The sequence below is a fragment of the Streptomyces sp. NPDC107562 genome, from assembly GCF_055657325.1.
In genome coordinates this window covers 1,178,946-1,200,493 of the sequence record NZ_JBVKBE010000001.1, presented here as the reverse complement: position 1 = coordinate 1,200,493, position 21,548 = coordinate 1,178,946, and the positions used below count along the sequence as shown (strand labels likewise).

The window sequence follows — 21,548 nt, the reverse complement described above, 5'->3', positions numbered from 1 at the left end:
GGGTCTGGGCTCGTACAGGGTGGCGAGGGTGCCGAGGAGGAAGCGTAGGGGGCGTTGGGGCAGGCGTCTGGAGGCGGGCGCCGAGATAGCCGCCGATCGTCCGCAAGGAGCGGTCCCCATCCCGGGGCCCAGTTGAGGATCACTGACGCGGACGGCATGCGGATCACCTGCTTCGCCACCAACACCGCCGACCGTCCGATCGCCGAACTCGAGCTCCGTCACCGGCTGCGGGCCCGCGCGGAGGACCGGATCCGGGCCGCCCGGGCGAGCGGGCTACGGAACCTGCCCCTGCACGACACCGCGCAGAACAAGATCTGGTTGAGATCGTCCAGATCGCACTCGATCTGCTGGCCTGGATGCCCATGCTCGCCCTGACCGGCCAGGCTAGGCTCTGGGAACCACGTCGCCTGCGGTTTCGGCTGTTCTCCGCTGCCGGACAGCTCGTCACCACCGGCCGGCGCCGGATCCTGCCCGCCAATGGCCCTGGACGTTCGAAATCACCACCGCTCTCGAACGGCTCGCACTCCTGCCAAACCCCGGCTGACCAGCACTTCTCCTGAACCTACGAAAGAACGTTCCAGTCCGGAGCAGTGGAACCCGGCGTCCACCCGAGACGACACTCGGGCCCTCGGTCTGCCCAGCATCAGCCATCGACAACGAAACGGGCCACCGACTCCGTCGGCAGCCCGTCAAGAAAGATCGAGGCTAACCCAAAGGGCGTCGGTGGTGTGAGACAACCACACCGGTTGAGGCGTGCACACGGAACAGCATGCACCCCCAGCAGCGGTATTGGGCTGCCAGCGGCGGCGTGGCTGGGTCAGTCGAGCCCGGAAGCCTGCTGGCGCATGACCGATATGAAGCTGCTCCGCGCTTCCCTGATGCGTTCCGCTTCCGGGCGGTGGGAGGTTGTGGGGTAAGACATAGGGAGGCCTACAAGAAGTGTGGTGTCCTCGACTGCCCCTTGGGTTGCTCTCAACGTTGACGTCGCGGCCGAAACGATGTCTGCAGGGCAACGAAGCTCGATCACTACACATGAGTGCCGCATCCTGATCATTTGCTCTTCGACTGCTGTGCGCCAGCTCCGGTACGCTCGCTCCTCGCTACGTCCGAAGGACAGGCCCCAAGCGATCGCCTTGGCCACCCAGATAGCGACCCGCAGTCGGGACGTCCCCGATGGCCAAGCGAGTCTTCTCCTCGGGAGCTTGCCGACGCTGAGCAGCATTTCCAGCTCAAGGCTGCTGGCCAGCAGGGCGGCGTAGGCGTTCTCTGCGCTCTCGCGCATCCACTGCAGATGCTCGTGGCCTGAGACCGTTTGCATGGCGGTCGCTTGCGCACGCGCCCCTCGGGCCTGGGCGTACGCCCCCGCCAAAGTGAGGACCGCGGTGATGACCGCGGTCAGCAAAGGGACCCCTATGTCCTTCATTCCGAAGTCAGTGTTCCCTTGCTATTTCGGGGACCTGGTCGTCCCGAGGATGTTGAGCTCGCCATGGCGCAGAACGTCGTCCTGCATGATCGTTTCCATGGCCACTCCGCCCTTCCGGGCCATCGTCGCTCACCCGAGGTAGTTGATCTGCAGCACGGTGATCGTCTTCAGTGCCTGCCCGACGAGGAGCACCGCGAAAGCCTGATCGGTGACGATCATCCTCATAACACCGTCGTCTTCGCCGTAGGGGTCGGTCGCCGCGGCAGGGTCGTTGCAGGCGTCTGCGAATGCCAGCGTGAGGGCTTCGCTCGCTGCCGGCGGCATTGCCTCGTGGACAGCTTCGGCTGCAGGGTCATACTTCAGGCGGAACATCCGCTACCTCCCTGGAACAACACGCGGTCCCCCATCAGGTGAGGTAGGCAGCGGCATGCACAGAGTAGCAAGGTAAACGCGGTACGTTTCCGCGGATCGGGTCAGGCGGCGCCACGGCTGCGGATGCGCGCTGCGTCAGCGAAGACGCGGTCCGTGGCATCGGCCCAACCGGCCGTCGGATCCTCACCAAGATCTTCAGCTGCGGCGATCTCCCGGCCACGTTCGACGGCGGCGACGGTGTCTTTCGCGATGCGCTCCCAGCGCGCGAAGACCGCAAGCAACTCATGGGCCGGCGACCGGTTGATCTCACCGAGGAAGCGCTGCGCAAGGGCCGGATGGCCGAGGGCGTCACGGATGGACTCAATGGTCCATGGCTGCTCGCTCATCCCGGCCTCCGAGTGAAATGGCATCTCAGCATTCAGGGTAGCGGTTCCGTCGTGCCGTACTGATACTGCCAACCGAGAATCCGTATCCGTGAACTCCTATCCGTCCGGACGCGCCGCCTGCCGTTCCACGAGGGGAGATAACAGAACTCCCGATGTCCGCGTTGCGTGCTGCAGGTCCTGCATGCGGCTTGTGGTCCGGTCGGAGCCCGGCCGTTGACCAGCTGGGCCGCGGGCCGGGCTCCGTGCGTGCCCTGCACTCCGGTTGTGGGACTTCGGTACGGGCACGCGTTCTGGTCGTGTGAGCAGGTGCGATTACCGGGCGAAGGTGACCTTCACTGGCACGTTCGGGCAGCCCGTGGTGGCCTCGGCGAGGGTGTCGCGTTCGGTGTCGTCGACGGCGAGCTGCCAGCGCATCTTGGTCGCGATCCAGTCGGTGAGGTACTGGCAGTGGTACGCCTCGTGCGGGGGCAGCCACTGGGCGGGGTCCTGGTCGGCCTTGGAGCGGTTACTGCGGGCGCTGACCGCGATCAGGGACCGGTCGTCACCGAGATCGTTGGCGTAGTCCTCGCGTTCCTTCGCCGTCCAGGCGCCGGCGCCAGCTGGCAGGGAGCGTCATTCACGCAGAGCGGTATTCCGTGAGTAGCTACTCGGGCAGAGGCCTGTCCTGGACTACGTTCTTCATGACGATGGTGGAGGTCAGACGTTGCACGCCGGGCAGGCGGGCGAGCTTGTGGTCGTAGAGCTGCTGGAACGCGGCCAGGTCGGTGGTCGCGACGCGCAGAAGGTAGTCGGGTTCACCGAAGAGGCGTTGCGCCTGCAGCACATGGGGAACGGCTGCTACGGCTTCTTCGAAGTTGCTGACGGTGTCGGGGTCCTCCCAGCGCAGGGTGGCGAAGACGACTGCCTCGAAGTTCAGGCCGACTGTGGCGGGGTCGACGACGGCGCGGTAGCCGCGGATCGCGCCTGCGCGTTCGAGGTCGCGAAGGCGGCGGTGGCAGGGCGAGACGCTGAGCTGTACGCGGGCGGCCAGTTCGGTGACAGTCAGGCGGCCGTCGAGCTGCAGCTCGGTAAGAATCTTCCGGTCAAGGGCATCCATAAAGAAGATTCTCCCTCGGATTGCGCGATCATGGAGTAGATAAGCAAACACTTTCGGGTCGATCTCGCCTAGTTTTCCCTCCATAGCAAGAAGTGCGAGAGGGAACGTTCGATGGACACGACGACACTGGTGGCCTTCCTGGCCGTGGACCTGCTGCTGGTTTTCACGCCGGGCGCGGACTGGGCGTATGCGATCTCTGCCGGGCTGCGGGGACGCTCGGTTGTCCCAGCGGTCACCGGTCTCATCGCCGGGCACATGGCATACGCCCTTGTGGCCATCGCGGGCCTGGCGGTGATCGTGGCGAGCTCACCAGCCGCGCTCACCGCTCTGACGGTGGCGGGTGCCGGCTACCTGCTGTGGCTGGGCTGGGGCGTGCTGCGGCAGCCGTCCGTTCCGACGCCCGGGGAAGGCAGCGTAGACGCCTCCCGGCTGCAGGTCGCGCTCAAGGGGTTCGGGATCAGCGGTCTCAACCCGAAGGCGCTGCTGCTGTACTTCTCGCTGTTCCCGCAGTTCATCGACCCTGCCACGGGCTGGCCGGTTGCTGCGCAGACCGGGCTGCTCAGCACGGTGCACCTGGCTGCGTGCGCCGTCGTCTACCTCGGTGTCGGCGTCCTGGCCCGCACGGTGCTGAGCACCCGCCCCTCAGCCGCGCGGGCCGTCACTCGCATCAGCGGTGCCATGATGATCGTCATCGGCGCCTTCCTGCTGGTGGAACGCGTTGCCGCCTGAGCGGGGCCGTTCTCGCCCCGCTCCAGTCCGGCACGGAAACGAAGGGGAGCACAGACGTGGCAGAGCAGATCCAGGAGCAGGCGAGCCCGGCGGTGCAGAAGCGTGTCCGGGACAGCTTCGACCTGCAGGGCCTGATGACCCATCTCGGAGCGCGTCTCACCCACGTAGGTCCGGGCCGTGTCCACATCGTGCTGCCGGCCCGGCCCGAGGTGCGTCAGCAGCACGGCTATGTCCACGCCGGCGCCACCAGCGCGATCGCGGACAGCGCCGGCGGCTACGCGGCGCTGACACTGTTCGACGAGGACTCAGAGGTCCTCACCGTGGAGTACAAGATCAACCTCCTCGCGCCCGCCGCCGGCGAGCACCTGGAGGCGATCGGCACCGTCCTCAAGCCCGGGCGCACTCTGACCGTCTGCCAGCTGGAGGTCTACGGCGTCCAGAGCGACGGGGCGCGCAAGCTTGTCGCCAACGGGCAGCAGACCCTGATCCGCGTGACCAGGCCCGCTCAGTGACGCCGGAGCCGACCGTGCCGACGTTGCCGTTGAGGGTTGTCACCGGCGCCTGACCTCACCCGCCCTGCCGGCCCGCGAGCGGGCCGGTAGCGCAGCACGAGACGAGAACACAGCGGCTGCCGGGACTACGGCGTCGGCTCGTAGGAGACGACCGTCGCCGGACAGTCCTCAGCAAGGCCCAACAGCGCCTCCCGCTCGGCCTCGTCGGCGGCGAGGTCCCAGCGCAGCTTCGTACCGACCCAGGTCGCGGCGTAGGCGCAGTGGTAAGAGGCGTCCGACGGCAGCCACTCGGCCGGGTCCTTGTCCGCCTTCGAGCGGTTCGACGCCGCGGTGACCGCGATCAGGGTGTCGGGGCTGTCCTGGTCGTTCGCGTATGCCTCACGCCGCGTTGCACTCCACGGCGTCTGCTCGGAGTCGTAGACCTCGGCAAGCGGCACGAAGTGGTCGACGTCGAGGCGGGCGGCGTCGGTGACCACGATGTTGTCGTACTTGCTGAGCCACGACCCGCCCGTCAGTGCGCAACGGTCCGCGACCTCGGGTACTTCGACGGCTTCGGTGAGGATGACCTCCTTGCGGGTGTTGCACCCGTCGGTCGCGTCGAGGCCCTTGTTCCAGTGCTTGTGCAGGCGCCGGTCGTACCCCTCGCGGTGTTCGGCGGCGATGGGGAGGCGGTCGATCGCGTCGTACAGCGCCGCCATCACCTGCCCCGGCGCCTCAGCGCCGGAAGGGGCCACGGAAGTGTAGGTGGCCACTTTCGGCAAGGAGGGACTGTGGGCCGCCGCCGGGGAGGCGGGAAAGACGGGAAGGGCGGCGAGGAGCAGCGCGGGCAGACCGCGGCGCATCAGCTTGGTGGTCACCCGCCGCGTTCTATCCCCCGTCGCAGCCTGTGCGGAAGGCGCTCGCGGGCCGGATCACCCGAGTGGGGGCCGGGATTCACCGGAGAAACGGTCACTGTACGGAGGGCGTGCGTTCTGGGTCGAGGGCTCGACGGCGGGCCGTGAGGTAGGCGGTCCAGTCGGTTCCTGTCCGCCTGCGCCACGCCTGCGCGGTGATCACGTGCATGCCCAGGAGAGGAGCGAGGACGGCAGGCGGCATGTCCTGGGCGAGCTGGATCAATGCGGTCGCGCGCGAAGGCCGCACCGGGATGCCGTGGGCGGCCAGTGCGCGCGAGAGAGGGCCGGTGGAGCGATGGCTACCCGGCCGGGCTCCAGGAAAGAGCCAGCTGCTGGAAGTTGCGGCCCAGCCGTGCTGGAGCGGCTGCTCAGCAAGGCGGTACAGCAGACGGTCCAGAGGGTCTGGGAGGCGGATGGGGGTGTCATCGAGGCGCAGGGTGGTACTGCCGTCGGTGGTGCCCAGGTGTGCGGTGGTGAGGGTGACGATGCGGGTGAGGTGCTGTCCGAATAGTAGGAGCAGTGAGCCGGCCACCCGGACGTCTAGGGGCAGTTCTTCGTCGTGAAGGCACTGCTGGAGGAGGTCCCAATGGGTGTCCTCGTCCAGCAGTTCGGGCTCGACCTTGCTCCGGTGGGGCACTGCCAGTGCGGTGCCGTGTCCTCGGCGGGTGGCCCAGACGAGGAAGTCGCGCATCTCGTAGCGGGTGGTGGGCCCGCTGGCGAGCCACTGGTCGACATGGTGCTGTGTGGCTTTGTCCAGACTCACGCCGAGGGTTGTGAGGTGCTGCAGGAAGTCGACGGCGGCGTTCATGCGGGTGGCCGCCCAGTTGGTGCGGCCGCGGGTGCTGGGGCTGCGGGCAGCCCGGCGCCGGGCACGGGGCAGGACGGACCAGCGGACGTAGGGGCGAAGCACTGGTGCGTACTGCGGGTGGCGCTGCAGTGTCCGGGCGAGGTGGCGTTCGATGCCGGCCAGGTGCTCATCACGGTCGGGGAGGATGCCGTAGGCGACGAGGAGGCTGCGGAGGTAGTCCGTGCTCTGTGCACCGCCTCGTCCTGTGGAGACGGCGAGGGTGTCGAGGTCGGCGTGGGTTAGTGGCTGGCCGGAGGCTGCGATGTCGCGCAGAAGGCGGGCTGATTGCGAGTTCCGCAGCCAGGTGAGGACGGTCCGCGGGGACTCGGCGGTTAGCAGGGCCTGGTGCAGGGCGCCGAGTTGGGCTGCAGGCTCGGGCGGCAGGTTGCTGATGAAGGTGGTGAGGTGGTTTGCGACCGCGCAGCGGTCGCAGAAGTCACCAATGTGAGGACTGCTGGCGGCAGCGCAGATGGGGCAGGCATAGGGGTCCGGGTACCCGGCGCAGGGGCCGCAGGTCCGCTGTCCGTCGGCGCGTGCGAGCAGCACTTTCAGTGTCGAGCAAGCAGGGCAGGGGGCCGGGTGACTGCGGGCGTGGCGGTAGCAGCGTTTGCAGACCGGTCCGATCGGCCAGCGGGCGCAAACCGGTGAGCTGGTCGTGCACAGGGCGCAAGGGGCGGGTGGATGCCGCCGGCAGGTGGAGCACACCCGCTGGTGGCTGGGCCGGCCGCAACCGGTGCACATGTGGGTTCCGGTGCGCTGCCGGTTGCGGCAGGGGGTGCAGAGGTCTGCCATGGGCCGGGGGCGGATGCGTCCGCACTCCGGGCAGGGGCCGACGTTGGCGTGGGCGGCTAGGGTTCCTTCGCATCCGAGGCATACCCGTCCTTCCTCCACCAGGCGGCGAAGGCGCCGTACGCGTCCGCAGCGGACACAGGCCGGAGCTCTGACCTCGTTCAGCCCCCTTTCGCGCAGGGTGGTGATGAGGCGCTGTACCGATGCCGGGGCGAGGGAAGAGCCGCTGACGAGAGCGTCCGGGTGCTCGCGCAGATGGGCTCGGGTACGCCCGCGGGCGGACGGCGTCATCTCCGTCACGACCTGCTCGGCCAACTTTGGCACCAGGTCGGTGGTCTGGAACATGTTTCGGTCCGCCATCAGCCAGCGCAGGTTCCACCGGAACCCCATCTGCTTCCTCACCGCGTCCTCTTCCCCTCGCGCGTCTGCGCGCGCTGTGACCGCCGGTGCAACGAGTCCTCCAGCAGCCGGTTTCGGTACTCGTCCGACACCCACGTGTACAGCGCCGTCGTGGCCGCGTACCGGTGGCCGACCTGGTCCTGGACGAACCGTTCCGGGTAGCCGAACTCGATCAGGTGCGTGATGTAGGTGTGCCGCAGACAGTGCAGTTCCAGGCCGTCTTCCAGCCCGGCCAGTTCACGGACAAGAGCGAAGACCTCGTCGAGGCGCCGGGGGCTGATCCTGCCGCACCGCTCGGTCACCCACAGCGCTGGATGCGCGCCCGCCCCGAACCCGGCCCGTACCTCGCAGGTCCACTCCTCCAGCAGCGGCACGATCCAGTCCATCTCCGGGACCGTGAGAACGGTCCGCCGCTTCGGCGGGCTGCCCCGCGACGCCTTCCCGAACCGGACCTCCACGGCGCCGAAGCGGCCGTAGTCTTTCGCCCGCGGGTTGTGCCGCAGGTCGTGCAGGTCCAGCATCACCGCCTCCCGGCGCCGCGTGCCGTACGCGTACACGGACTTGAGCATGACCGCGTCCCGCCATGCCGACAGCACCCCCTTGCGGCCGCGGCGCCGGATGTCCTCGACCCGCTCGTCCGCCGCGTCGAACAGCGCCTGGAGCTCGTCATATGTCAGGGCCCGTCGGCCGGGGCGGCCCTCGTACTCAGCGACGTGGTCGGCGGTGTTCCAGTCGTGGCACACCTGCACCGGCGCCTGGCCAAACTCCTCCAGACACGCGGCCACCCACCCGTAGCGGGTGTCGGTCACGAACGAGCAGAACATCCGCAGATCGCTCTGTTGCCCCCGCACCGTCGAGTGCGCGAGCGGCGACTGGCCCGACATCTGAGCGGAGAAGTACGCCTCGACGTCCTCCGCAGTCCACTGCCACGGATACGTCCCGTTGAACACGGCGAACCGGCGCACTAGGCTCACGCGGTCCGCGACCGTCTTCTTCCCCAGCAAACGGCTCTGCTGCTGCCGTGCCCAGCCCGCCAGCATCGCGTCGAACATGGTCGGCGCCGGGTCCAGCGCCCGCACATTGCCCGGAAGCACCAAGCGCATCGCACCCGGCGTATCGACCCCATCCACGCCCACTCCCGCCGTTGCATCCGATGCAACATCGTGGCGCCAGATCGACGTCATCCCAGCCCAAAGGCCGTCACGTCACCCGTAAGAGTGACCCGCCGGGGATGTTCTGCCAGGCCAGACCCTGCCCCACCAGAGAGCGGAATGATGCACTCGGCACAACACCGCCTACTTGGAGTCCCAGGCTTCGGCCAGCGGGACCAGGTGGTCGATGTCCAAACCGCCCGGGAAGCTGATGTACTGGTTGTCGTAGGGGGAGTACCACTCGCCGCCACTGAGCTTGCAACCCGCGGCCTCCTCCGGCGCGATGAACGCCTCAGCCTTCAGTACCTCGTTGCCGGTTGAGCAGCCGTCCCGGTCGGCGTCGGTCCAGTGCTTGAACGCGGTGCGCTGGTATCCGGCGTGCTGTTCCCCGGCTACGGGGAGGACTTTGACGGCGTCGTAAAGCGGCATGGCCAGTGTGCCCTCCTTCTCGCCGAGCGGTCCGGCGGCGTGGGCGGGTGTGACAAGGGCCGCGACGGCGGCGGTGGCGGCCGCAATGGTGGCGAGGATGTGCACAGGTGGTCCCTTCAAAGATCCGAACGGGTCGTGATCTTCGTAGCGGGAGCGCGGGCCTGATGACGGGGCATCGCCGCGGTGTTCACCCGTGGGCGTGGAAAGTCGCACCGCGGCAGGTGGCCGTGGAAGGCATCGACAGTGACGTGGACGCTCCCGGAACCGATGCTGGCCGCACCCGTATCCGACCCCGCCCTGCCCCCGGGCTGGGCCGCCGAGGTCAAGTGGGACGGCTGGCGTGCGTTGCTCTCCGTGGACGCTGGGCGCGTGGTGCTGCGCTCACGCCGAGGAACGAATCTCGAACCTTCGTTCCCGGAGGTCCGGTCCGGCACTGCCCAACTGCCCGATGCGACCGCGCTGGATGGGGAACTGGTGGTGTGGGAGGCCGGTCGGCTGGCCTTCGAGCGGCTCCAGGGGCGGCTGCAGCGGCGCGGTACCCACGCGGCTCAGCTGGCCGATGAGTGGCCTGCATACTTCGTGGCTTTCGACCTACTGCGTCTGGCGGGCACCGACACCACCAAGTGGTCCTCCCGGCGCCGCAGGATGGCGCTGGAAGGCCTCTTCGCCGAGTTCCGGCTCACCGCACCGTGGGCGCTGTGCCCGTCGACCACCGACCCGGCCACTGTGCGCGAGTGGCTGACCAACTGGACCGCGGTCGGCCTCGAAGGCGTGGTCTACAAGCGCCTCGACGGGCCCTACTTGGGGTCGGTGCGCGGGTGGCTTAAGTACAAGGTCCGCGAGACTGAAGAAGCCATCGTCGGAGCTTTCACGGGTCCCCCCTCGGCTCCGCGCACGCTGCTCGTGGGGCGATACGACGCTGACGGACGACTGCAGTACACCGGCCGCAGCACCACCCTCCCCGACGCTGCAGGTCGCGCTGTCGGCGGGCTGCTCACCCCGGCAGGAGACGAGCATCCCTGGACGGGCTGGACGTTCTCTACCGGATGGAGCACCCGCGAAACCCTAAGCGTCACGCTCGTGCGACCGGAGTTGGTCGTGGAGCTCGGCGTCGACGTGGCACGAGACAACACAGGTCGCTGGCGGCACCCCGCCCGGTGGCACCGTCCCCGCCCAGACCTCTCGCCCACGGACGTAGCGGGCTTACTGGCGCTAACAAAGCCTCTGGACGTGGCGGTGGGTGATCAGGCAGACGGCGAGGCTGAGGAAGGCTTCATGGATGTCGTCGCGACGTTCCCAGCGAATGCGCAGGCGGCGGAAGCCGTGCAGCCAGGAGATCGTCCGCTCGACGACCCAACGGAAGGTGCCCAGACCGGTGCCGTGCGGCTGTCCATGCTCGGCGATCACGGGCCGGATGCCGCGCTGCCGCAGGAGCCGGCGGTACTTGTCGTGGTCGTAGCCGCGGTCGGCGAAGAGCATGTCGGGACAGTGTCGTGGCCGGCCGACGACTCCGGCTACTGCCGGGATCTTGTCCAGCAGGGGCAGCAGGCGGGTGACGTCGTTGCGGTTTCCGCCGGTCAGTGACATCGCGAGCGGAATGCCTTGTCGGCTGGGGCCGGGCTACGAGGCTCGACCGGCACGATGGGTACGTTGGCGGGCGAGGGTGTTCTCCTCATCTGCTCTGGGCGGCGCGCAGCCGGCCAGCATGCTTGATGATCGGCTCGGTTGGGAAAGCCGCGGTCGCGGCGGGACCGATATCCGAGGAGCGGTACGTCGCGATGACGCTGCCGGTCCTGACGACGATGTACAGCGCCTCGGTCTCCATCACCTCAGTGCCCTGCCCGTCTTCGGCGACGATGTCCATGGTGATGTGTTCCCTGAACTGCACCGCCTCGTCGCCTGCCACGGGAGCCGTCTCGGCCTTCATGGTGCTGCCGTAGGCTCCACCCCACCCATCGCCCCGGTACGCACCGCACGAGCCCATAGCCCTCTTGAGGGCCGTGAACATGCGTGCGGCGGCACCGTCTTGGTAGGAGGCGAGCGTCACAGAGCCGCTCGAGATGCTGTCACTCCAGTTGATGACCTGGTCGACAACCGCGGGCGCCCTGGTCGCGTTGCGGATGTCCTGCACCGTCTGGCAGTCGGGGTCGGAGGCGGGCTTGAAGGAGGGGACATCGGCCGGGTCACGCCGGGGCTGGAGAGAGATAGCACCGGGACGGGCCTCGGGCAGGTCCGCACTGCGGAGAACCAGCGTCTGAAGCGTCTCCTCGGTCAACGGCTTCTCGAGCGGTGCGGCCTTCGACGGCTGCCCGGGTTCGGAGGCCCTGGACGTGCTGTCGTGTGTCGAGCAGCCGGTCACAGCCGCCACACCCACACCGATCAGTGTCAGCCCGACTCGTGCGGACAGGAGTAGGCGAGCTGGCATGTTCCCTCCCGGTTGGCCAGATGAAGAAGGTGATCGTAAACGCCCCCCAGTCCGGACCACCAGAGCCGACGCCTTCCTTGATCGCTCTGTTTGAGCAGGTCTAACGCGGGGCCGTGCTGCCGGAACCATGCCGGGTCAGTTGCGCCCAAAGCCGGGCCCTGGCGCTGTGCAGCCCCCACATGTGTCCATCCCACTCGGCGGGACCGGGCTGAACGGTGCCCTCACCCAGCTGCTCCCCGCCGCGGCGGCCGTGCAGGGCATCTCGGCCCGCATCGCCGTCCGGGGCGATGCCTCTGCCGAGCCGTGAGTCAGCCGGAAGTACCGGTGTCGTTGAGCGGACGATCTCCTGGCTGCACGGCTTCCGCCGCCTGCGTATCCGCTGGGAACGACGCGACGACATCCACGAAGCGTTCCTCGGCCTCGCCGTCTGCCTGATCACCCACCGGCACGTCCAAAGACCTTGTTAGGGCCAGTTAGTCCTGACTCGAGGACGGCGTTACCCCGAGCCTAACTGGCTCTAACAAAAGCGGTTTGATCATGTCACTGTCGGCTTGATCGCTCGTTGGTGAAAGCATGGGGAAGCATCAGTCGCGGCCGTGGATCGTGTCGGACGAACTGTGGTCGCTGATCGAGCCGTTGCTGCCAGAACCACCGCCCAAGCAGGTCGAGGGGCGGCCGCGGGTGCCCGACCGGCAGGCCTTGTGCGGGATCCTGTTCGTCCTGCACACCGGAATCCAGTGGGAGTACCTGCCGCAGGAGCTCGGGTTCGGCTCCGGCATGACCTGCTGGCGCCGGCTGGCCGCGTGGAACGAGGCGGGCGTCTGGGACAAGCTCCACCAGCTGCTGCTGAACAAGCTGCGCTCGAAGAACCAGCTGGACTGGTCGAGGGCGGTGATCGACTCTTCCCACGTCCGGGCCGCACGCCGGGGCCCAAAAGCGGACCCAGCCCGGTCGACCGCGCACGCCCGGGCAGCAAGCACCACGTCATCACCGACGGCCAGGGCATCCCGCTCGCGGTGTCGCTGACCGGCGGCAACCGCAACGACGTCACCCAACTGCTCCCGCTGTTGGACAAGATTCCGGCCGTGGCCGGAGTGGTCGGCAGGCCGCGCAGGCGGCCCGACATGCTCTTCGCCGACCGCGGCTACGACCACGACAAGTACCGCCGGCTCCTGCGGCAGCGCGGCATCCGGCCGGTGATCGCCGAACGGGGCCAGCCTCACGGCACCGGCCTGGGCACCTTCCGCTGGGTCGTCGAGCGCACGATCTCCTGGCTGCACGGCTTCCGCCGCCTGCGTATCCGCTGGGAACGACGCGACGACATCCACGAAGCGTTCCTCGGCCTCGCCGTCTGCCTGATCACCCACCGGCACGTCCAGAGGCTTTGTCAGGGCCAGTAAGCGCACCATCTGCTGCGGACCGCTGCGCGAATAGTGCATGAATCGAATACTGTCTCTTCGCCAGTAAGTGAGGGTCACCACCGAAGCCATCATCGGCGCCGTCACCGGCACCCTGACCGCGCCGCGCACGCTGCTGCTGCTGGGCCGCTACAACACCCACGACCGCCTGCAGTACACCGGACGCAGCACCACCCTGACCCAGCCCGCCGGCCGCGCCCTGGCCGGTGTACTGACCACGCCGGCGTGCGTCCATCCCTGGGCGGGCTGGACGTCAGCGCGGGATGGGGGACGCGGGAGACTCTCAACGTGCAGATGGTGCAGCCCGACGTCGTGATGGAAGTCGCCGTCGACGTCGCCCGCGACGCCGCAGGACGGTGGCGCCACCCAGTCCGGGCCCACCGCCTCCGCACCGACGTCGACCCGGCACAGGTACCCCTGTTCGACCGGCCCCTGACCTGCCGTGGTCAGGCTCGTGGTCGAGCCTGACCACTATAGTGACCACGTCCCGATCGCCTGCACACGGCAGCAGGAAGGTGTCAGGCGCTCCATGGGTGGGCGGGCCTGCCACGACAACTTGCGCTGTGCTCTCAGGGAGACTTCGACGCCTACACGAAATGTCGGGCTGTTTCGACAACGGGCGGGTGCAGCGGAAGCACAACGAACACCCAACCGACCGGCCGAAGGGCACAGCCGTTCTCTGCGGAGAGACAGCCGTAACCCAGGCCGCCGTCTGACCGCAGCGGGCAGATGTCCGTGCTATCCAGCGTCTATGCGATAGAGCCGCTAGCAAGGGGTTTGGCGCCGCTCTTGGCCTGTCGGGTGCGGTCGTACAGCAGTCGCAGCGCTTTCTCGGCCCGCTCGCTGGTGACGGTCTGCTCCGATCCCGTGATGTAGACCCACATCATCGTGGTGCCCTCACGGACCTTGGTGGACAGCACGGTTTCCGGGCCGACTTTGGCTCGTGTGGCAACCCGCTCATCGCCCAGGGGGGCGGAGAGCGTGAGCTTGGTGCCGCTCAAGTCCAGTGCCTTGTAAAGGCCTTGGGCGGCACGCTCGCTGCTGCAGGAGTAGAGGTTAAAACTGATTCTGACCCACTCCTGCGGTGTCCTGCGTCCGCGGGAGAAATCTGCCCACCCCAGGGCCACGGTGCCGCGGCAGTCGTTGGAGAACACACCTTGGCAGAGGAAACGTTCTGTGGTGGCCGTGGGCTCGGTGAGGTTCTTCCACCCTGGCAGAGCGGCCGCGTCCGGCAGCGCCTCCTTGACGTGGCGTAGACGCAGCACATGCACGGCATCGCCGGTAGGTACCGTAGTCGGTTCGCCGCTGTGGGGACCGTCCGCCGCTGCCGACGCCCGTTGCGCTGTGGCTCCATCCCCTGAACCGCACCCGGCGAGAAGCATGCCTGCGGTCACGGCCCCCACCAACGTGTGCACCCATCGTCTACCAGCGCTCTCCGCCACGTGCCCCACCCCTCTTTTCCTGTGGCGTGATCATACGTACGCGCCAGAGTGGAAGCCGCCGTCGACGTCGCCCGCGACACCGCAGGACGGTGGCGCCACCCCGTCCGGGCCCACCGCCTCCGCACAGACATTGAGTTCCGTCCACCCACGACCCCGACTGACCGGACGCGTGGCCGAGCCTTCGAGGGGCAGCGGGCGCTTACCGTGGGGCCGTGACCAAGCCATCCGATGACGCAGCCCAGCCGGTGCTGGTACAGGTCGTGCTGCCCGCAGATCCGGTGCTCGGTCATCCGGAGCAGGAGGTCCTCGCGCGGCTGTGGAGGCGGCGGCAGACTGAGGAGGGCTGGCTGTACTTGGTGGGGCTGCCGTCGTACCGGGACCGCAAGGGCGGCCTGGTGGAGGCGGCGGAGTACCGCGTGTGGGTGCGCGCCCCGGACCATGTGCGGCCGGTCGACGGCGTCGACTACGACCGCTGCCCCGACGTACGATCTGCTGCAGCCGCTGCCCCTCCTGGCCGGTCAGTCTGCGCACACGGACAGGCTCAGCCACCGCACCTCCAGCGGTCGGATCGGACTCACCGCACATCCAACCGCCACGACCCACAACCCGGCGAACCAACGCGGTCACAGCACTAGCTTGAGTAGCCGCCAGTTGCAACTGCCCGTCGACAGGGTTCGGGCGCAAGCTGGCCTCGGTCCGGATGGGGCGGGTGAAAGTCTCGCGGGCAGAGGGGCATGTGGTGCTGCTGTCTCGAGAGGCGGGTGTCGTTCAGCCAAGGCTCGCCTGGTGGAAGGTAGACGTCGGGGAATGAGCACACCCAGCAGTGGTCAGATCCCGTCGTTCGCTGTGGACTACAGGGCGGTCTTCCGCGCGTTTCCTGGGCCAGGACTGCTCCTCACCCCGGATCTGGTGATGGTGGACGCCACCGAGGCCTTCCTCGACAGATCCGGGCATTCCCGCCAGGAGCTGGTGGGCTATTCGGTGTTCAACGTGTTCCCGCAGGATCCACGAGACCCCCGGGCCCCGGGTAACCAGCTCCGCGCTTCCGTGCAGCGAGTGCTCACCACACGGGAGCCCGACACCATGGCGCTGCAGCGGTACGACTCTCCGGTGCCCGGTCATCCAGGGCGCCGTGAGGAACGGTACTGGAGCCTGGTCACCGCCCCGGTCCTCGGTCCGGACGGTCAGGTCCTTCTGATCCTCGCGCACATCAAAGACGTCACCACTTTGGTCCATGCCCGTGCCGCGCTGCGCAACGGCGAGACGCTGAGCGACGAGGAAGCCATGGCCGCTTCCCTGCTGTCCCGGTCCCAGGAACTCCGCAAGCTCAACGAGGAGCTGCAGCGCGCTCACGCCCGGGAGAGGGAGATCGCCGTCACGTTGCAGCAAGCCATGCTGCCCGACACGACGCGCGAGCGGAGTAACGTCGCGGTGCGCTATCAACCGGCCGCGAGCACCATGCACGTGTGCGGGGACTGGTACGACTTCTGCGAGCTCGGCCCGGGCTGGCTCGCGGTCGCGGTCGGAGACGTCGTCGGCCACGGCTTGGCCGCCGCCGGCATCATGGGCCAGCTCCGTAGCGCCTTGAGCACCGCCATGCACGCCACGGCACAACCAGCGCGCGCCCTCAAAGCACTCGCCCACTACGCCGTCAGCGTCGAAGGCGCGCTGGCGACCACGGCCGTCCAGACCCTCATCGACGAAACCATCCACACCATCACCTACAGCCGCGCCGGACACCCCCCGCCCCTCCTCCTTGACGCAGACAGACGCACCGTTCACCTCCTGGACCAAGCAGCCGACCCGCCACTGGGAGCATTGGAGCCCGAAGCACCCAGAACCCAGGCCACTCTGACGTACCGGCCCGGCGCCACCCTGGTCCTCTACACCGACGGCCTCATCGAACGCCGCGACCAGGACATCGACACCGGACTGACCTACCTCACCCACAGCCTCGCCCGCCACGGCCACCTCAGCCCCGAACCCCTGGCCGACGCCCTCCTCACCGCCCTCCCACCCCTTCACAACGGCCCGGACGACGACATCGCCCTCATCGTCGTCCAGCTCTGACCGCACCCCCACGCTGCCGCGGCGAACCCGAACCGGGGGTTACGGTGGTGTAGCAGGCAGGCCGTGAGAACGGCGATCAGCAGCGCCCACGCCACTGCTCCGTGCCGGGATTGCGCCCAGCGGATGGAGAGGATGACCGTGCCGGTGCCCGCTCCACCGGGCACGGCGGTGCTGTCGCTGGTGAAGGCCATTCGCGGCGGGCGCTGCCGGGGCGGCAGATCTCCACCACGGCTATCTTGAGGATCAAGGCGGCGGTGACGATCACGACGGTCAGTAGGGAAGAGTCCACAATTCCCCCCTTCGCAGGGCCTGCGGCCACTCCGTCAGTGACCGGGGCACAGCATCCTGCTGCCGCATCACCGCGATGTACCAGGCAGCCCTCGTTCAACCTCCCGCTGAAGTGCGAGGTTGAAAAGGCTCACGGACGTTGCATCGCCCCGCTGTCGCTTCTGCGGCGCGACACCACCACCAGGACGGTAACGACGATAGCGGCCCAGACGATGATCAGCGTCCAGACGATCGGCGCGGAAACGAACTGGACGGCGCTCAACGGCAGCGCCAGGATTCCCAGGACAGCCTGGCCCCGGCCGAAGCGCTCCAGGGCGATGTCGTGGCCGAGACCGTGCTGGTTGGTGCGTACCCGGGTGCCATCCGGCATACGGCGACTGTTGAGTGCCAGCCCGAGCATAAGGTTGAGCAGGCCTCCGACAAGAACGCCCACGGCCATACTGCCGAGCGGTACTCCGCCGTGGTCGATGCCATCGTCTCCTTGCGCGGCGATGTCCCACAGGAGGACGGTCCCCCCGAAGGCACAGCCGAGTATGCAGAGGATCATTACGGGGAGCGCAAGGACGCCCCACCCGTACCACCTGATCACTGCGGTCCTCCCCCTGTATGTCTGCCTGGCCGTCCCGCCAGCATCTGAGCCACCGCTCAACTCGCTTGTCAACCATGCGAGTCGGGGGGATCTTACTGCGGAATGATGCCAGCCTCCTCATGCGCCGCACCGGGCCCAGAGAGCTCAGAGACGTGCACCGTCTTCCCGATGTCATGCGTCGCGGCGCCGAAGAGCACCGCCTCGCGGTCGAAGGGGACGGTCGGGTAGCGCCTCCCCATCCAGTCGACCAGCTGGTGCGCGACATCGTGGACGGCTCGCAGGTGGGCTGCCAGCCGCGGCGGACTTCCCAGCTCGATCAGGAGCTCTGCGACGCGGTCGGGTAGCGGGCACAGCGGTGGTTCGACGATGCGGCTCATGGCCCTCGACAAGGCGGTGTCGGTCGTCACCGCGTCAGGGTACTGACCGCGGCACTCTTTTGTGTCCGATAGGGAACCCCCAACGAACAATCATGATCTTGCCCGGCGGGAGGGATCGACCTGCGCTGACGGCGTCTCATTTAGGGTGTCCGGTGATCTGTGCGCTGAGCGGCTGACCGTACGCTCCGGGCATGAGTGCACGCGTCGGCTACGCAAGATGCAGTCTGGACAAGCAGGACCTCACCGCCCAGCACGAGATCCTCCTCAGCCTGGATGTCCAGGAGGACCGGATCTACCTGGACCACGGACTGACCGGCACCAATCGCGACCGCCCCGGCCTGGCTCAGGCTCTCGCGGCGGTGCGCGCCGGCGATACCCTCGTCGTCCCCAAGCTCGACCGCCTCGCGCGCTCGGTACCCGATGCCCGCGATATCGGCGACTCCCTCACCGCCCGCGGCGTCAAATTCTCGCTCGGCGGCACCCTCTACGACCCCGCCGACCCGATGGGCAAGATGTTCTTCAACATCCTCGCCACCTTCACCGAGTTCGAGGTCGACCTCCTGCGCATGCGCACCCGCGAAGGCATGGCAGTGGCGCGGGCCATGGGCAAGCTCAAAGGGAAGCAGCCCAAGCTCACCGCGCGCCAGCAGGCCCACATGGTCCAGCAGCACCAGTCCGGCGAGCACACCATCGCGGACCCGGCCGAGCTCTTCTCCGTCAGCCGCGCCACCGTCTACCGCGTCCTCGAACGCCACCAGGACGCACCCGCGCCTTCGACGACCGGCGGGCAGTGACGTGCTGCCCTACGTCTACCGGATCACCAAGTACGACCCCGCCGACCGCGACCAGCACGGCCACTACACCGGCACTGAGCCCGCGACCAGTGACCACGGACCGGTCGAAGCCGCCTACCTACAGGCCGTCGCCGCCTTCGCCAAGGACACCGGCGTCGACCAGCTGGCCATCCGCGAGCCGCAGCTCGGTGGCTTCGCCCACTTCGGCCTGGAACCACCGGTCGACGGATACGGCCTGGCCGACCTCTTCCCCGCCGGCCCCGCCGAGTTCCACGACGGCGCACCAGTGCCGGTCGGTGGCGGCCTGGAACTGGTCCGGGCCATGCTCCGCGACAACGGCGCCTGGTGCCGACTGGAGGCGGAGGGCGCGTTCACGGTGCACGTCGGCTGGGACCAGCACCTCTACATCGGCAGCAGCCAGCTCTGCGAAGCCGCACTGACCCGCACCCGAGCGCTCGTCCTGTTCCCAGAACGCCTCGACGCATCGCCGTACGACTTCACCCCCGACGACCCCGCGTACATGCAGCGCCCAGCCGACGCCGACTTCTGGGCCCGCCTGCACTGGACCGTCAGTGCCCACCGCGCCGTGTTCCTGGAGGAGGTCTTCGCCACCAACGCCTCCCAGTGGCACTGCCTGACCCGCGACAACATCGAGACCGTGCGCTCCCGGCTGGCCCCGCGCTCCCAGCTGGCGGTCTGGCCGGACCTGCTCACCGACTTCGAGACGGCCGTGGCCGCTCTGCCCGACGAAGGTCTGGTGGAGGTCGTCTGGGAGGACGATGACGGACAGATCACGAGCATGGTCGTAGACGAGACCAAGTTCGAGGCAGTGACCTCCCGGCTCGCCGGCGCGCGTGCTGCCGGCGTCGTTTCCATGTATGCCGGTGAAGATCTCCCTCTGTTCACCGCTGTACTGCCGGACAGCGACGGTGTTCTCCGCGCTCGCTGGCAGACCGAGCCGACGCCCAGCGACCGGGACTGGGCATTCCTGAAAACCCTGCGCCGCGGCCAGGTCGTCACCGGCACAGTGACGTCCATCGCCAGCTTCGGTGTCACCTTCGTGGACATCGGTGGCTTCACGGCGATGATCAACATTCCGGAGCTGTCCTGGCGTCCCTTCAGTCACCCATCCGATGTCGTCAGCGTCGGCCAGGAGATCACCGCCGAAGTCCTCGACGTCGACATGGTCCGGGAACGGGTACCGCTGTCGCTGCGAGCGGTGCAGGAGGACCCGTGGCCGCAGCTAGCGCAGCGGATCGGGCAGGTGGTCACCGGACCGGTCACCAAGATCCTCCCGTTCGGCGTCTTCGTCCGCATCGAAGACCGAGAGGACGGCTTCGAAGGGCTCGTGCACACCAGCGAGCTAGATGAATCGACCCCAGTTGTCGTCGCGGTCGGCGACGCCCTTACCGTGAAGATCATTGATGTCGATCTCGCCCGGCGTCGCATCGCCTTGTCGCAGACGCAGGCCAGAACACCCCGCGAAGAGGGAGATCGCCATTCCTGACGAAACGGTTGCCCATACGTCCACGGACGACGCCCTCAGGCCCGCCTGGTGGACAGAGGACTCTGAGCGCTGGGACCTCCTGCGGTTCGAAGCAGCCCACGATGCTGCTGGCCTGCCACTTGACCAGTGGTGGAAGGACCGCAGGGACGTCCTGGACGCGCTCACCCTAACCCCGGGACCGGTCGACCACGACTTCACCTGCTTCCTACTGGAGCAGGAGACACGGTTCCACCGCCACTGCTCGGGCTTCAGCCACACGATCGAGACCGCCGCGCTCCTGCTCGCCGAGCACCGCCGGCCTGATGACATCTGGCACCTGTGGCAAGCCATCACCACCAGCTTCGACACCTGGTGCGGCTTGCCCCACCAGCTGCTGCTGGCGGGGGGAGGAACGACCCGCACGGTTGCTTACGTCGTCGGCTCCGGCCACGAAAGGGGACAATCTGCTGGGGCACCTCCAGGAACTTGCACAGGCGACGGACGACGACGCCACCGCACCCATCGCCGAACGCCGCCGGTACTACACCGACACCCTCCGCGAACTCGATGACGCGCAGCAGCACGATGATGATCGCTGAGGAGCCGTTCTCCAGCACCTCCGTGCCGTCACCACACGATGTTGCTGCCCGGTTCGTGCTCGGCCAGGTGTCCGCGCGGACACCGTGGTGGGCGGCGCAGTGGCTGACCGACGGCCGCGACAGCGAGGCCCTCCGCGAGATGGCCGGACTCAACGGCTGTGATACCCGGGCCCTGGCTGACCTGCTGCCCACTGTTCTGGCCGAGATGGGCGTCGCCCCCCCCCCTTCCGGGCGCCCTCGAAGCCGTAACGATGGTCTTCCGCAACATCGCCGCAGACTGCCTGACCGGTCGTCTCGATGAGCGCGCAGTCGTACAGCAGGTCGAGAAGATCGTCATCAGCCACGACTACGCGGCCGAGATCATCGACCTTTCGCTCGGCCTGCTGTACGGCCTCGACGACGAGTGGCAGGGCGGATGGGGCGCCACCGTGGAGCAACTGCGCGCGACAGTCCGCGCTCGATGCACGGACCAACTGGACCAGCCTCCGACGTAGCTGACGCCCGCTGCGATAACGCAGCAGTCAGTCCATGATCGACCTCTGCGTGAAATCCTGTGCTGGATCAGTCGACCCCGTCAACAAGCAGGTGGCGACGTTGCCCCGACTACGTGCAGCTACGTGTCACTTCGCGGCAGCTTCGGAAGTTTAGGGCCGTGAGTCCCGTAGGGTCGGACGAAGAAGGACCTTCAACGGGAACCCGCGGGTCCGATGCCGTGCTGTGCAGAGAAGGACCCGCGGGTTCGCTCCGAACTCACGGCGTGGGAGCTGGGGCCGCGTGGGTCGTCGTCTCGTGGAGATACGCCTCAACCGGGCCCAGGTGCTGGTCGTGGGCGAGGACGAGCTCGTCGGCGAGGTTGAGGATGCGGATGCTCCCGCTAGGGAACTGAACGGTGAGGCCGACGGCGAAGTCGCGGTTCCCGTCCCGATACCGGATCTCTCGGACGGAGAGAACCTGCTCGCCAACGAACGGACTCATCGGGACGTCCCGTAGATCGTCCTCGAGCGTGGTGCGGCAGTATTCGTCCATGTCGTAGG

At 67.9% G+C, this 21,548-nt stretch carries 21 protein-coding genes and 7 pseudogenes; 14 read left to right on the top strand and 14 right to left on the bottom strand.

The features are described 5' to 3' along the window. Nucleotides 1–95 precede the first annotated feature (95 nt). Nucleotides 96–544, top strand: a pseudogene (locus tag ACZ7LV_RS05220) (transposase); the annotation flags it as partial. A gap of 1,008 nt (nt 545–1,552) precedes the next feature. On the opposite strand, the gene ACZ7LV_RS05215 reads toward ACZ7LV_RS05220, so the two are convergent. The 4 genes from ACZ7LV_RS05215 to ACZ7LV_RS05200 form a co-directional block, all read right to left on the bottom strand. Next, nucleotides 1,553–1,795, bottom strand: a complete 243-nt coding sequence (locus ACZ7LV_RS05215) for a hypothetical protein (RefSeq protein WP_471935823.1) — start codon at nt 1,793–1,795, stop codon at nt 1,553–1,555. A 101-nt stretch (nt 1,796–1,896) separates the two neighbouring features. Further along, the gene (locus ACZ7LV_RS05210) at nt 1,897–2,181 is read right to left on the bottom strand and encodes a hypothetical protein (protein WP_471935821.1); all 285 of its coding nucleotides are present in this window, start codon (nt 2,179–2,181) and stop codon (nt 1,897–1,899) included. A gap of 312 nt (nt 2,182–2,493) precedes the next feature. Then, nucleotides 2,494–2,787 (bottom strand): HNH endonuclease family protein, encoded by a 294-nt coding sequence (locus ACZ7LV_RS05205; RefSeq protein ID WP_471936139.1) that lies wholly within the window; start codon nt 2,785–2,787, stop codon nt 2,494–2,496. A 37-nt stretch (nt 2,788–2,824) separates the two neighbouring features. Next, the gene (locus ACZ7LV_RS05200) at nt 2,825–3,277 is read right to left on the bottom strand and encodes an Lrp/AsnC family transcriptional regulator (RefSeq protein WP_471935819.1); all 453 of its coding nucleotides are present in this window, start codon (nt 3,275–3,277) and stop codon (nt 2,825–2,827) included. A gap of 111 nt (nt 3,278–3,388) precedes the next feature. Between ACZ7LV_RS05200 and ACZ7LV_RS05195 the strand changes: the two genes are divergently transcribed. Together ACZ7LV_RS05195 and ACZ7LV_RS05190 are read left to right on the top strand one after the other, a co-directional pair. Further along, nucleotides 3,389–4,006 carry a LysE family translocator gene (locus ACZ7LV_RS05195; protein ID WP_471935817.1) on the top strand — a complete coding sequence of 206 codons (618 nt, stop codon included), beginning with the start codon at nt 3,389–3,391 and terminating at the stop codon, nt 4,004–4,006. Nucleotides 4,007–4,140: 134 nt separating this feature from the next. Beyond that, complete coding sequence (locus tag ACZ7LV_RS05190) at nt 4,141–4,518, top strand: PaaI family thioesterase (RefSeq protein WP_471936137.1); 378 nt, start codon at nt 4,141–4,143, stop codon at nt 4,516–4,518. A 125-nt stretch (nt 4,519–4,643) separates the two neighbouring features. Here ACZ7LV_RS05190 and ACZ7LV_RS05185 read toward each other — a convergent pair whose 3' ends face one another. From ACZ7LV_RS05185 to ACZ7LV_RS05170, 4 genes are all read right to left on the bottom strand, one after another. Next, on the bottom strand, nt 4,644–5,360 hold the full coding sequence (locus ACZ7LV_RS05185) for an HNH endonuclease family protein (RefSeq protein WP_471936135.1): 717 nt from the start codon (nt 5,358–5,360) through the stop codon (nt 4,644–4,646). Nucleotides 5,361–5,466: 106 nt separating this feature from the next. Beyond that, entirely contained in the window at nt 5,467–6,804 is a 1,338-nt protein-coding gene (locus tag ACZ7LV_RS05180) for a hypothetical protein (RefSeq protein WP_471935815.1), read from the bottom strand. Between the two features lie 641 nt (nt 6,805–7,445). Then, a complete protein-coding gene (locus ACZ7LV_RS05175) occupies nt 7,446–8,549 on the bottom strand; it encodes a tyrosine-type recombinase/integrase (RefSeq protein ID WP_471935814.1) in 1,104 nt (367 codons plus the stop codon). A 192-nt stretch (nt 8,550–8,741) separates the two neighbouring features. Next, entirely contained in the window at nt 8,742–9,131 is a 390-nt protein-coding gene (locus tag ACZ7LV_RS05170) for a hypothetical protein (RefSeq protein ID WP_471935812.1), read from the bottom strand. A gap of 162 nt (nt 9,132–9,293) precedes the next feature. Here ACZ7LV_RS05170 and ACZ7LV_RS05165 point away from each other — a divergent pair. After that, nucleotides 9,294–9,848 (top strand): annotated as a pseudogene (locus tag ACZ7LV_RS05165) (ATP-dependent DNA ligase); the annotation flags it as partial. Between the two features lie 390 nt (nt 9,849–10,238). Here the strand turns inward: ACZ7LV_RS05165 and ACZ7LV_RS05160 are convergent. Beyond that, nucleotides 10,239–10,628: pseudogene (locus ACZ7LV_RS05160) on the bottom strand (transposase); the annotation flags it as partial. 70 nt (nt 10,629–10,698) lie between these two features. Further along, entirely contained in the window at nt 10,699–11,301 is a 603-nt protein-coding gene (locus ACZ7LV_RS05155) for a hypothetical protein (RefSeq protein WP_471935810.1), read from the bottom strand. Nucleotides 11,302–11,632: 331 nt separating this feature from the next. Here ACZ7LV_RS05155 and ACZ7LV_RS05150 point away from each other — a divergent pair, with 331 nt between their 5' ends. The 4 genes and pseudogenes from ACZ7LV_RS05150 to ACZ7LV_RS05135 all read left to right on the top strand — a co-directional run bounded on the left by ACZ7LV_RS05150 (nt 11,633) and on the right by ACZ7LV_RS05135 (nt 13,185). After that, nucleotides 11,633–11,758, top strand: a complete 126-nt coding sequence (locus tag ACZ7LV_RS05150; protein ID WP_471935808.1) for a hypothetical protein — start codon at nt 11,633–11,635, stop codon at nt 11,756–11,758. A 19-nt stretch (nt 11,759–11,777) separates the two neighbouring features. Further along, nucleotides 11,778–11,918 (top strand): annotated as a pseudogene (locus tag ACZ7LV_RS05145) (transposase); the annotation flags it as partial. 106 nt (nt 11,919–12,024) lie between these two features. Then, a pseudogene (locus tag ACZ7LV_RS05140) lies at nt 12,025–12,851 on the top strand (IS5 family transposase). A gap of 67 nt (nt 12,852–12,918) precedes the next feature. Then, nucleotides 12,919–13,185, top strand: a complete 267-nt coding sequence (locus tag ACZ7LV_RS05135; protein WP_471935806.1) for a hypothetical protein — start codon at nt 12,919–12,921, stop codon at nt 13,183–13,185. A 433-nt stretch (nt 13,186–13,618) separates the two neighbouring features. Here ACZ7LV_RS05135 and ACZ7LV_RS05130 read toward each other — a convergent pair whose 3' ends face one another. After that, nucleotides 13,619–14,140 (bottom strand): hypothetical protein, encoded by a 522-nt coding sequence (locus ACZ7LV_RS05130; RefSeq protein ID WP_471935804.1) that lies wholly within the window; start codon nt 14,138–14,140, stop codon nt 13,619–13,621. A gap of 416 nt (nt 14,141–14,556) precedes the next feature. Here ACZ7LV_RS05130 and ACZ7LV_RS05125 point away from each other — a divergent pair. Both ACZ7LV_RS05125 and ACZ7LV_RS05120 read left to right on the top strand, forming a co-directional pair. After that, nucleotides 14,557–14,790 (top strand): annotated as a pseudogene (locus ACZ7LV_RS05125) (DUF6233 domain-containing protein); the annotation flags it as partial. Between the two features lie 328 nt (nt 14,791–15,118). Further along, complete coding sequence (locus ACZ7LV_RS05120) at nt 15,119–16,381, top strand: PP2C family protein-serine/threonine phosphatase (protein WP_471935802.1); 1,263 nt, start codon at nt 15,119–15,121, stop codon at nt 16,379–16,381. Between the two features lie 418 nt (nt 16,382–16,799). On the opposite strand, the gene ACZ7LV_RS05115 is transcribed toward ACZ7LV_RS05120, so the two are convergent. Further along, nucleotides 16,800–17,216 carry a hypothetical protein gene (locus tag ACZ7LV_RS05115; RefSeq protein ID WP_471935801.1) on the bottom strand — a complete coding sequence of 139 codons (417 nt, stop codon included), beginning with the start codon at nt 17,214–17,216 and terminating at the stop codon, nt 16,800–16,802. A 149-nt stretch (nt 17,217–17,365) separates the two neighbouring features. Then, nucleotides 17,366–17,635 (bottom strand): annotated as a pseudogene (locus tag ACZ7LV_RS05110) (phosphohydrolase); the annotation flags it as partial. Nucleotides 17,636–17,826: 191 nt separating this feature from the next. Between ACZ7LV_RS05110 and ACZ7LV_RS05105 the strand changes: the two are divergent. The 4 genes from ACZ7LV_RS05105 (at nt 17,827) to ACZ7LV_RS05090 (ending at nt 21,008) form a co-directional block, all read left to right on the top strand. Further along, nucleotides 17,827–18,429 carry a recombinase family protein gene (locus tag ACZ7LV_RS05105; RefSeq protein ID WP_471935799.1) on the top strand — a complete coding sequence of 201 codons (603 nt, stop codon included), beginning with the start codon at nt 17,827–17,829 and terminating at the stop codon, nt 18,427–18,429. 1 nt (nt 18,430) lies between these two features. Beyond that, nucleotides 18,431–19,936 (top strand): S1 RNA-binding domain-containing protein, encoded by a 1,506-nt coding sequence (locus ACZ7LV_RS05100; protein WP_471935797.1) that lies wholly within the window; start codon nt 18,431–18,433, stop codon nt 19,934–19,936. A 404-nt stretch (nt 19,937–20,340) separates the two neighbouring features. Then, entirely contained in the window at nt 20,341–20,514 is a 174-nt protein-coding gene (locus tag ACZ7LV_RS05095) for a hypothetical protein (RefSeq protein ID WP_471935795.1), read from the top strand. A 251-nt stretch (nt 20,515–20,765) separates the two neighbouring features. Further along, a complete protein-coding gene (locus ACZ7LV_RS05090; protein ID WP_471935793.1) occupies nt 20,766–21,008 on the top strand; it encodes a hypothetical protein in 243 nt (80 codons plus the stop codon). 256 nt (nt 21,009–21,264) lie between these two features. On the opposite strand, the gene ACZ7LV_RS05085 is transcribed toward ACZ7LV_RS05090, so the two are convergent. After that, entirely contained in the window at nt 21,265–21,540 is a 276-nt protein-coding gene (locus ACZ7LV_RS05085; RefSeq protein WP_471935791.1) for a hypothetical protein, read from the bottom strand. Between the last annotated feature and the right edge of the window lie 8 nt (nt 21,541–21,548).

Coding starts and splice junctions, on each gene's coding strand:
- ACZ7LV_RS05215 (WP_471935823.1), bottom strand. CDS start 1,795: ATGTTCCGCCTGAAGTATGACCCTGCAGCCGAAGCTGTCCACGAGGCA.
- ACZ7LV_RS05210 (WP_471935821.1), bottom strand. CDS start 2,181: ATGAGCGAGCAGCCATGGACCATTGAGTCCATCCGTGACGCCCTCGGC.
- ACZ7LV_RS05200 (WP_471935819.1), bottom strand. CDS start 3,277: ATGGATGCCCTTGACCGGAAGATTCTTACCGAGCTGCAGCTCGACGGC.
- ACZ7LV_RS05195 (WP_471935817.1), top strand. CDS start 3,389: ATGGACACGACGACACTGGTGGCCTTCCTGGCCGTGGACCTGCTGCTG.
- ACZ7LV_RS05190 (WP_471936137.1), top strand. CDS start 4,141: ATGACCCATCTCGGAGCGCGTCTCACCCACGTAGGTCCGGGCCGTGTC.
- ACZ7LV_RS05185 (WP_471936135.1), bottom strand. CDS start 5,360: ATGCGCCGCGGTCTGCCCGCGCTGCTCCTCGCCGCCCTTCCCGTCTTT.
- ACZ7LV_RS05175 (WP_471935814.1), bottom strand. CDS start 8,549: ATGCGCTTGGTGCTTCCGGGCAATGTGCGGGCGCTGGACCCGGCGCCG.
- ACZ7LV_RS05120 (WP_471935802.1), top strand. CDS start 15,119: ATGAGCACACCCAGCAGTGGTCAGATCCCGTCGTTCGCTGTGGACTAC.
- ACZ7LV_RS05115 (WP_471935801.1), bottom strand. CDS start 17,216: ATGATCCTCTGCATACTCGGCTGTGCCTTCGGGGGGACCGTCCTCCTG.
- ACZ7LV_RS05105 (WP_471935799.1), top strand. CDS start 17,827: ATGAGTGCACGCGTCGGCTACGCAAGATGCAGTCTGGACAAGCAGGAC.
- ACZ7LV_RS05090 (WP_471935793.1), top strand. CDS start 20,766: ATGGTCTTCCGCAACATCGCCGCAGACTGCCTGACCGGTCGTCTCGAT.
- ACZ7LV_RS05085 (WP_471935791.1), bottom strand. CDS start 21,540: ATGGACGAATACTGCCGCACCACGCTCGAGGACGATCTACGGGACGTC.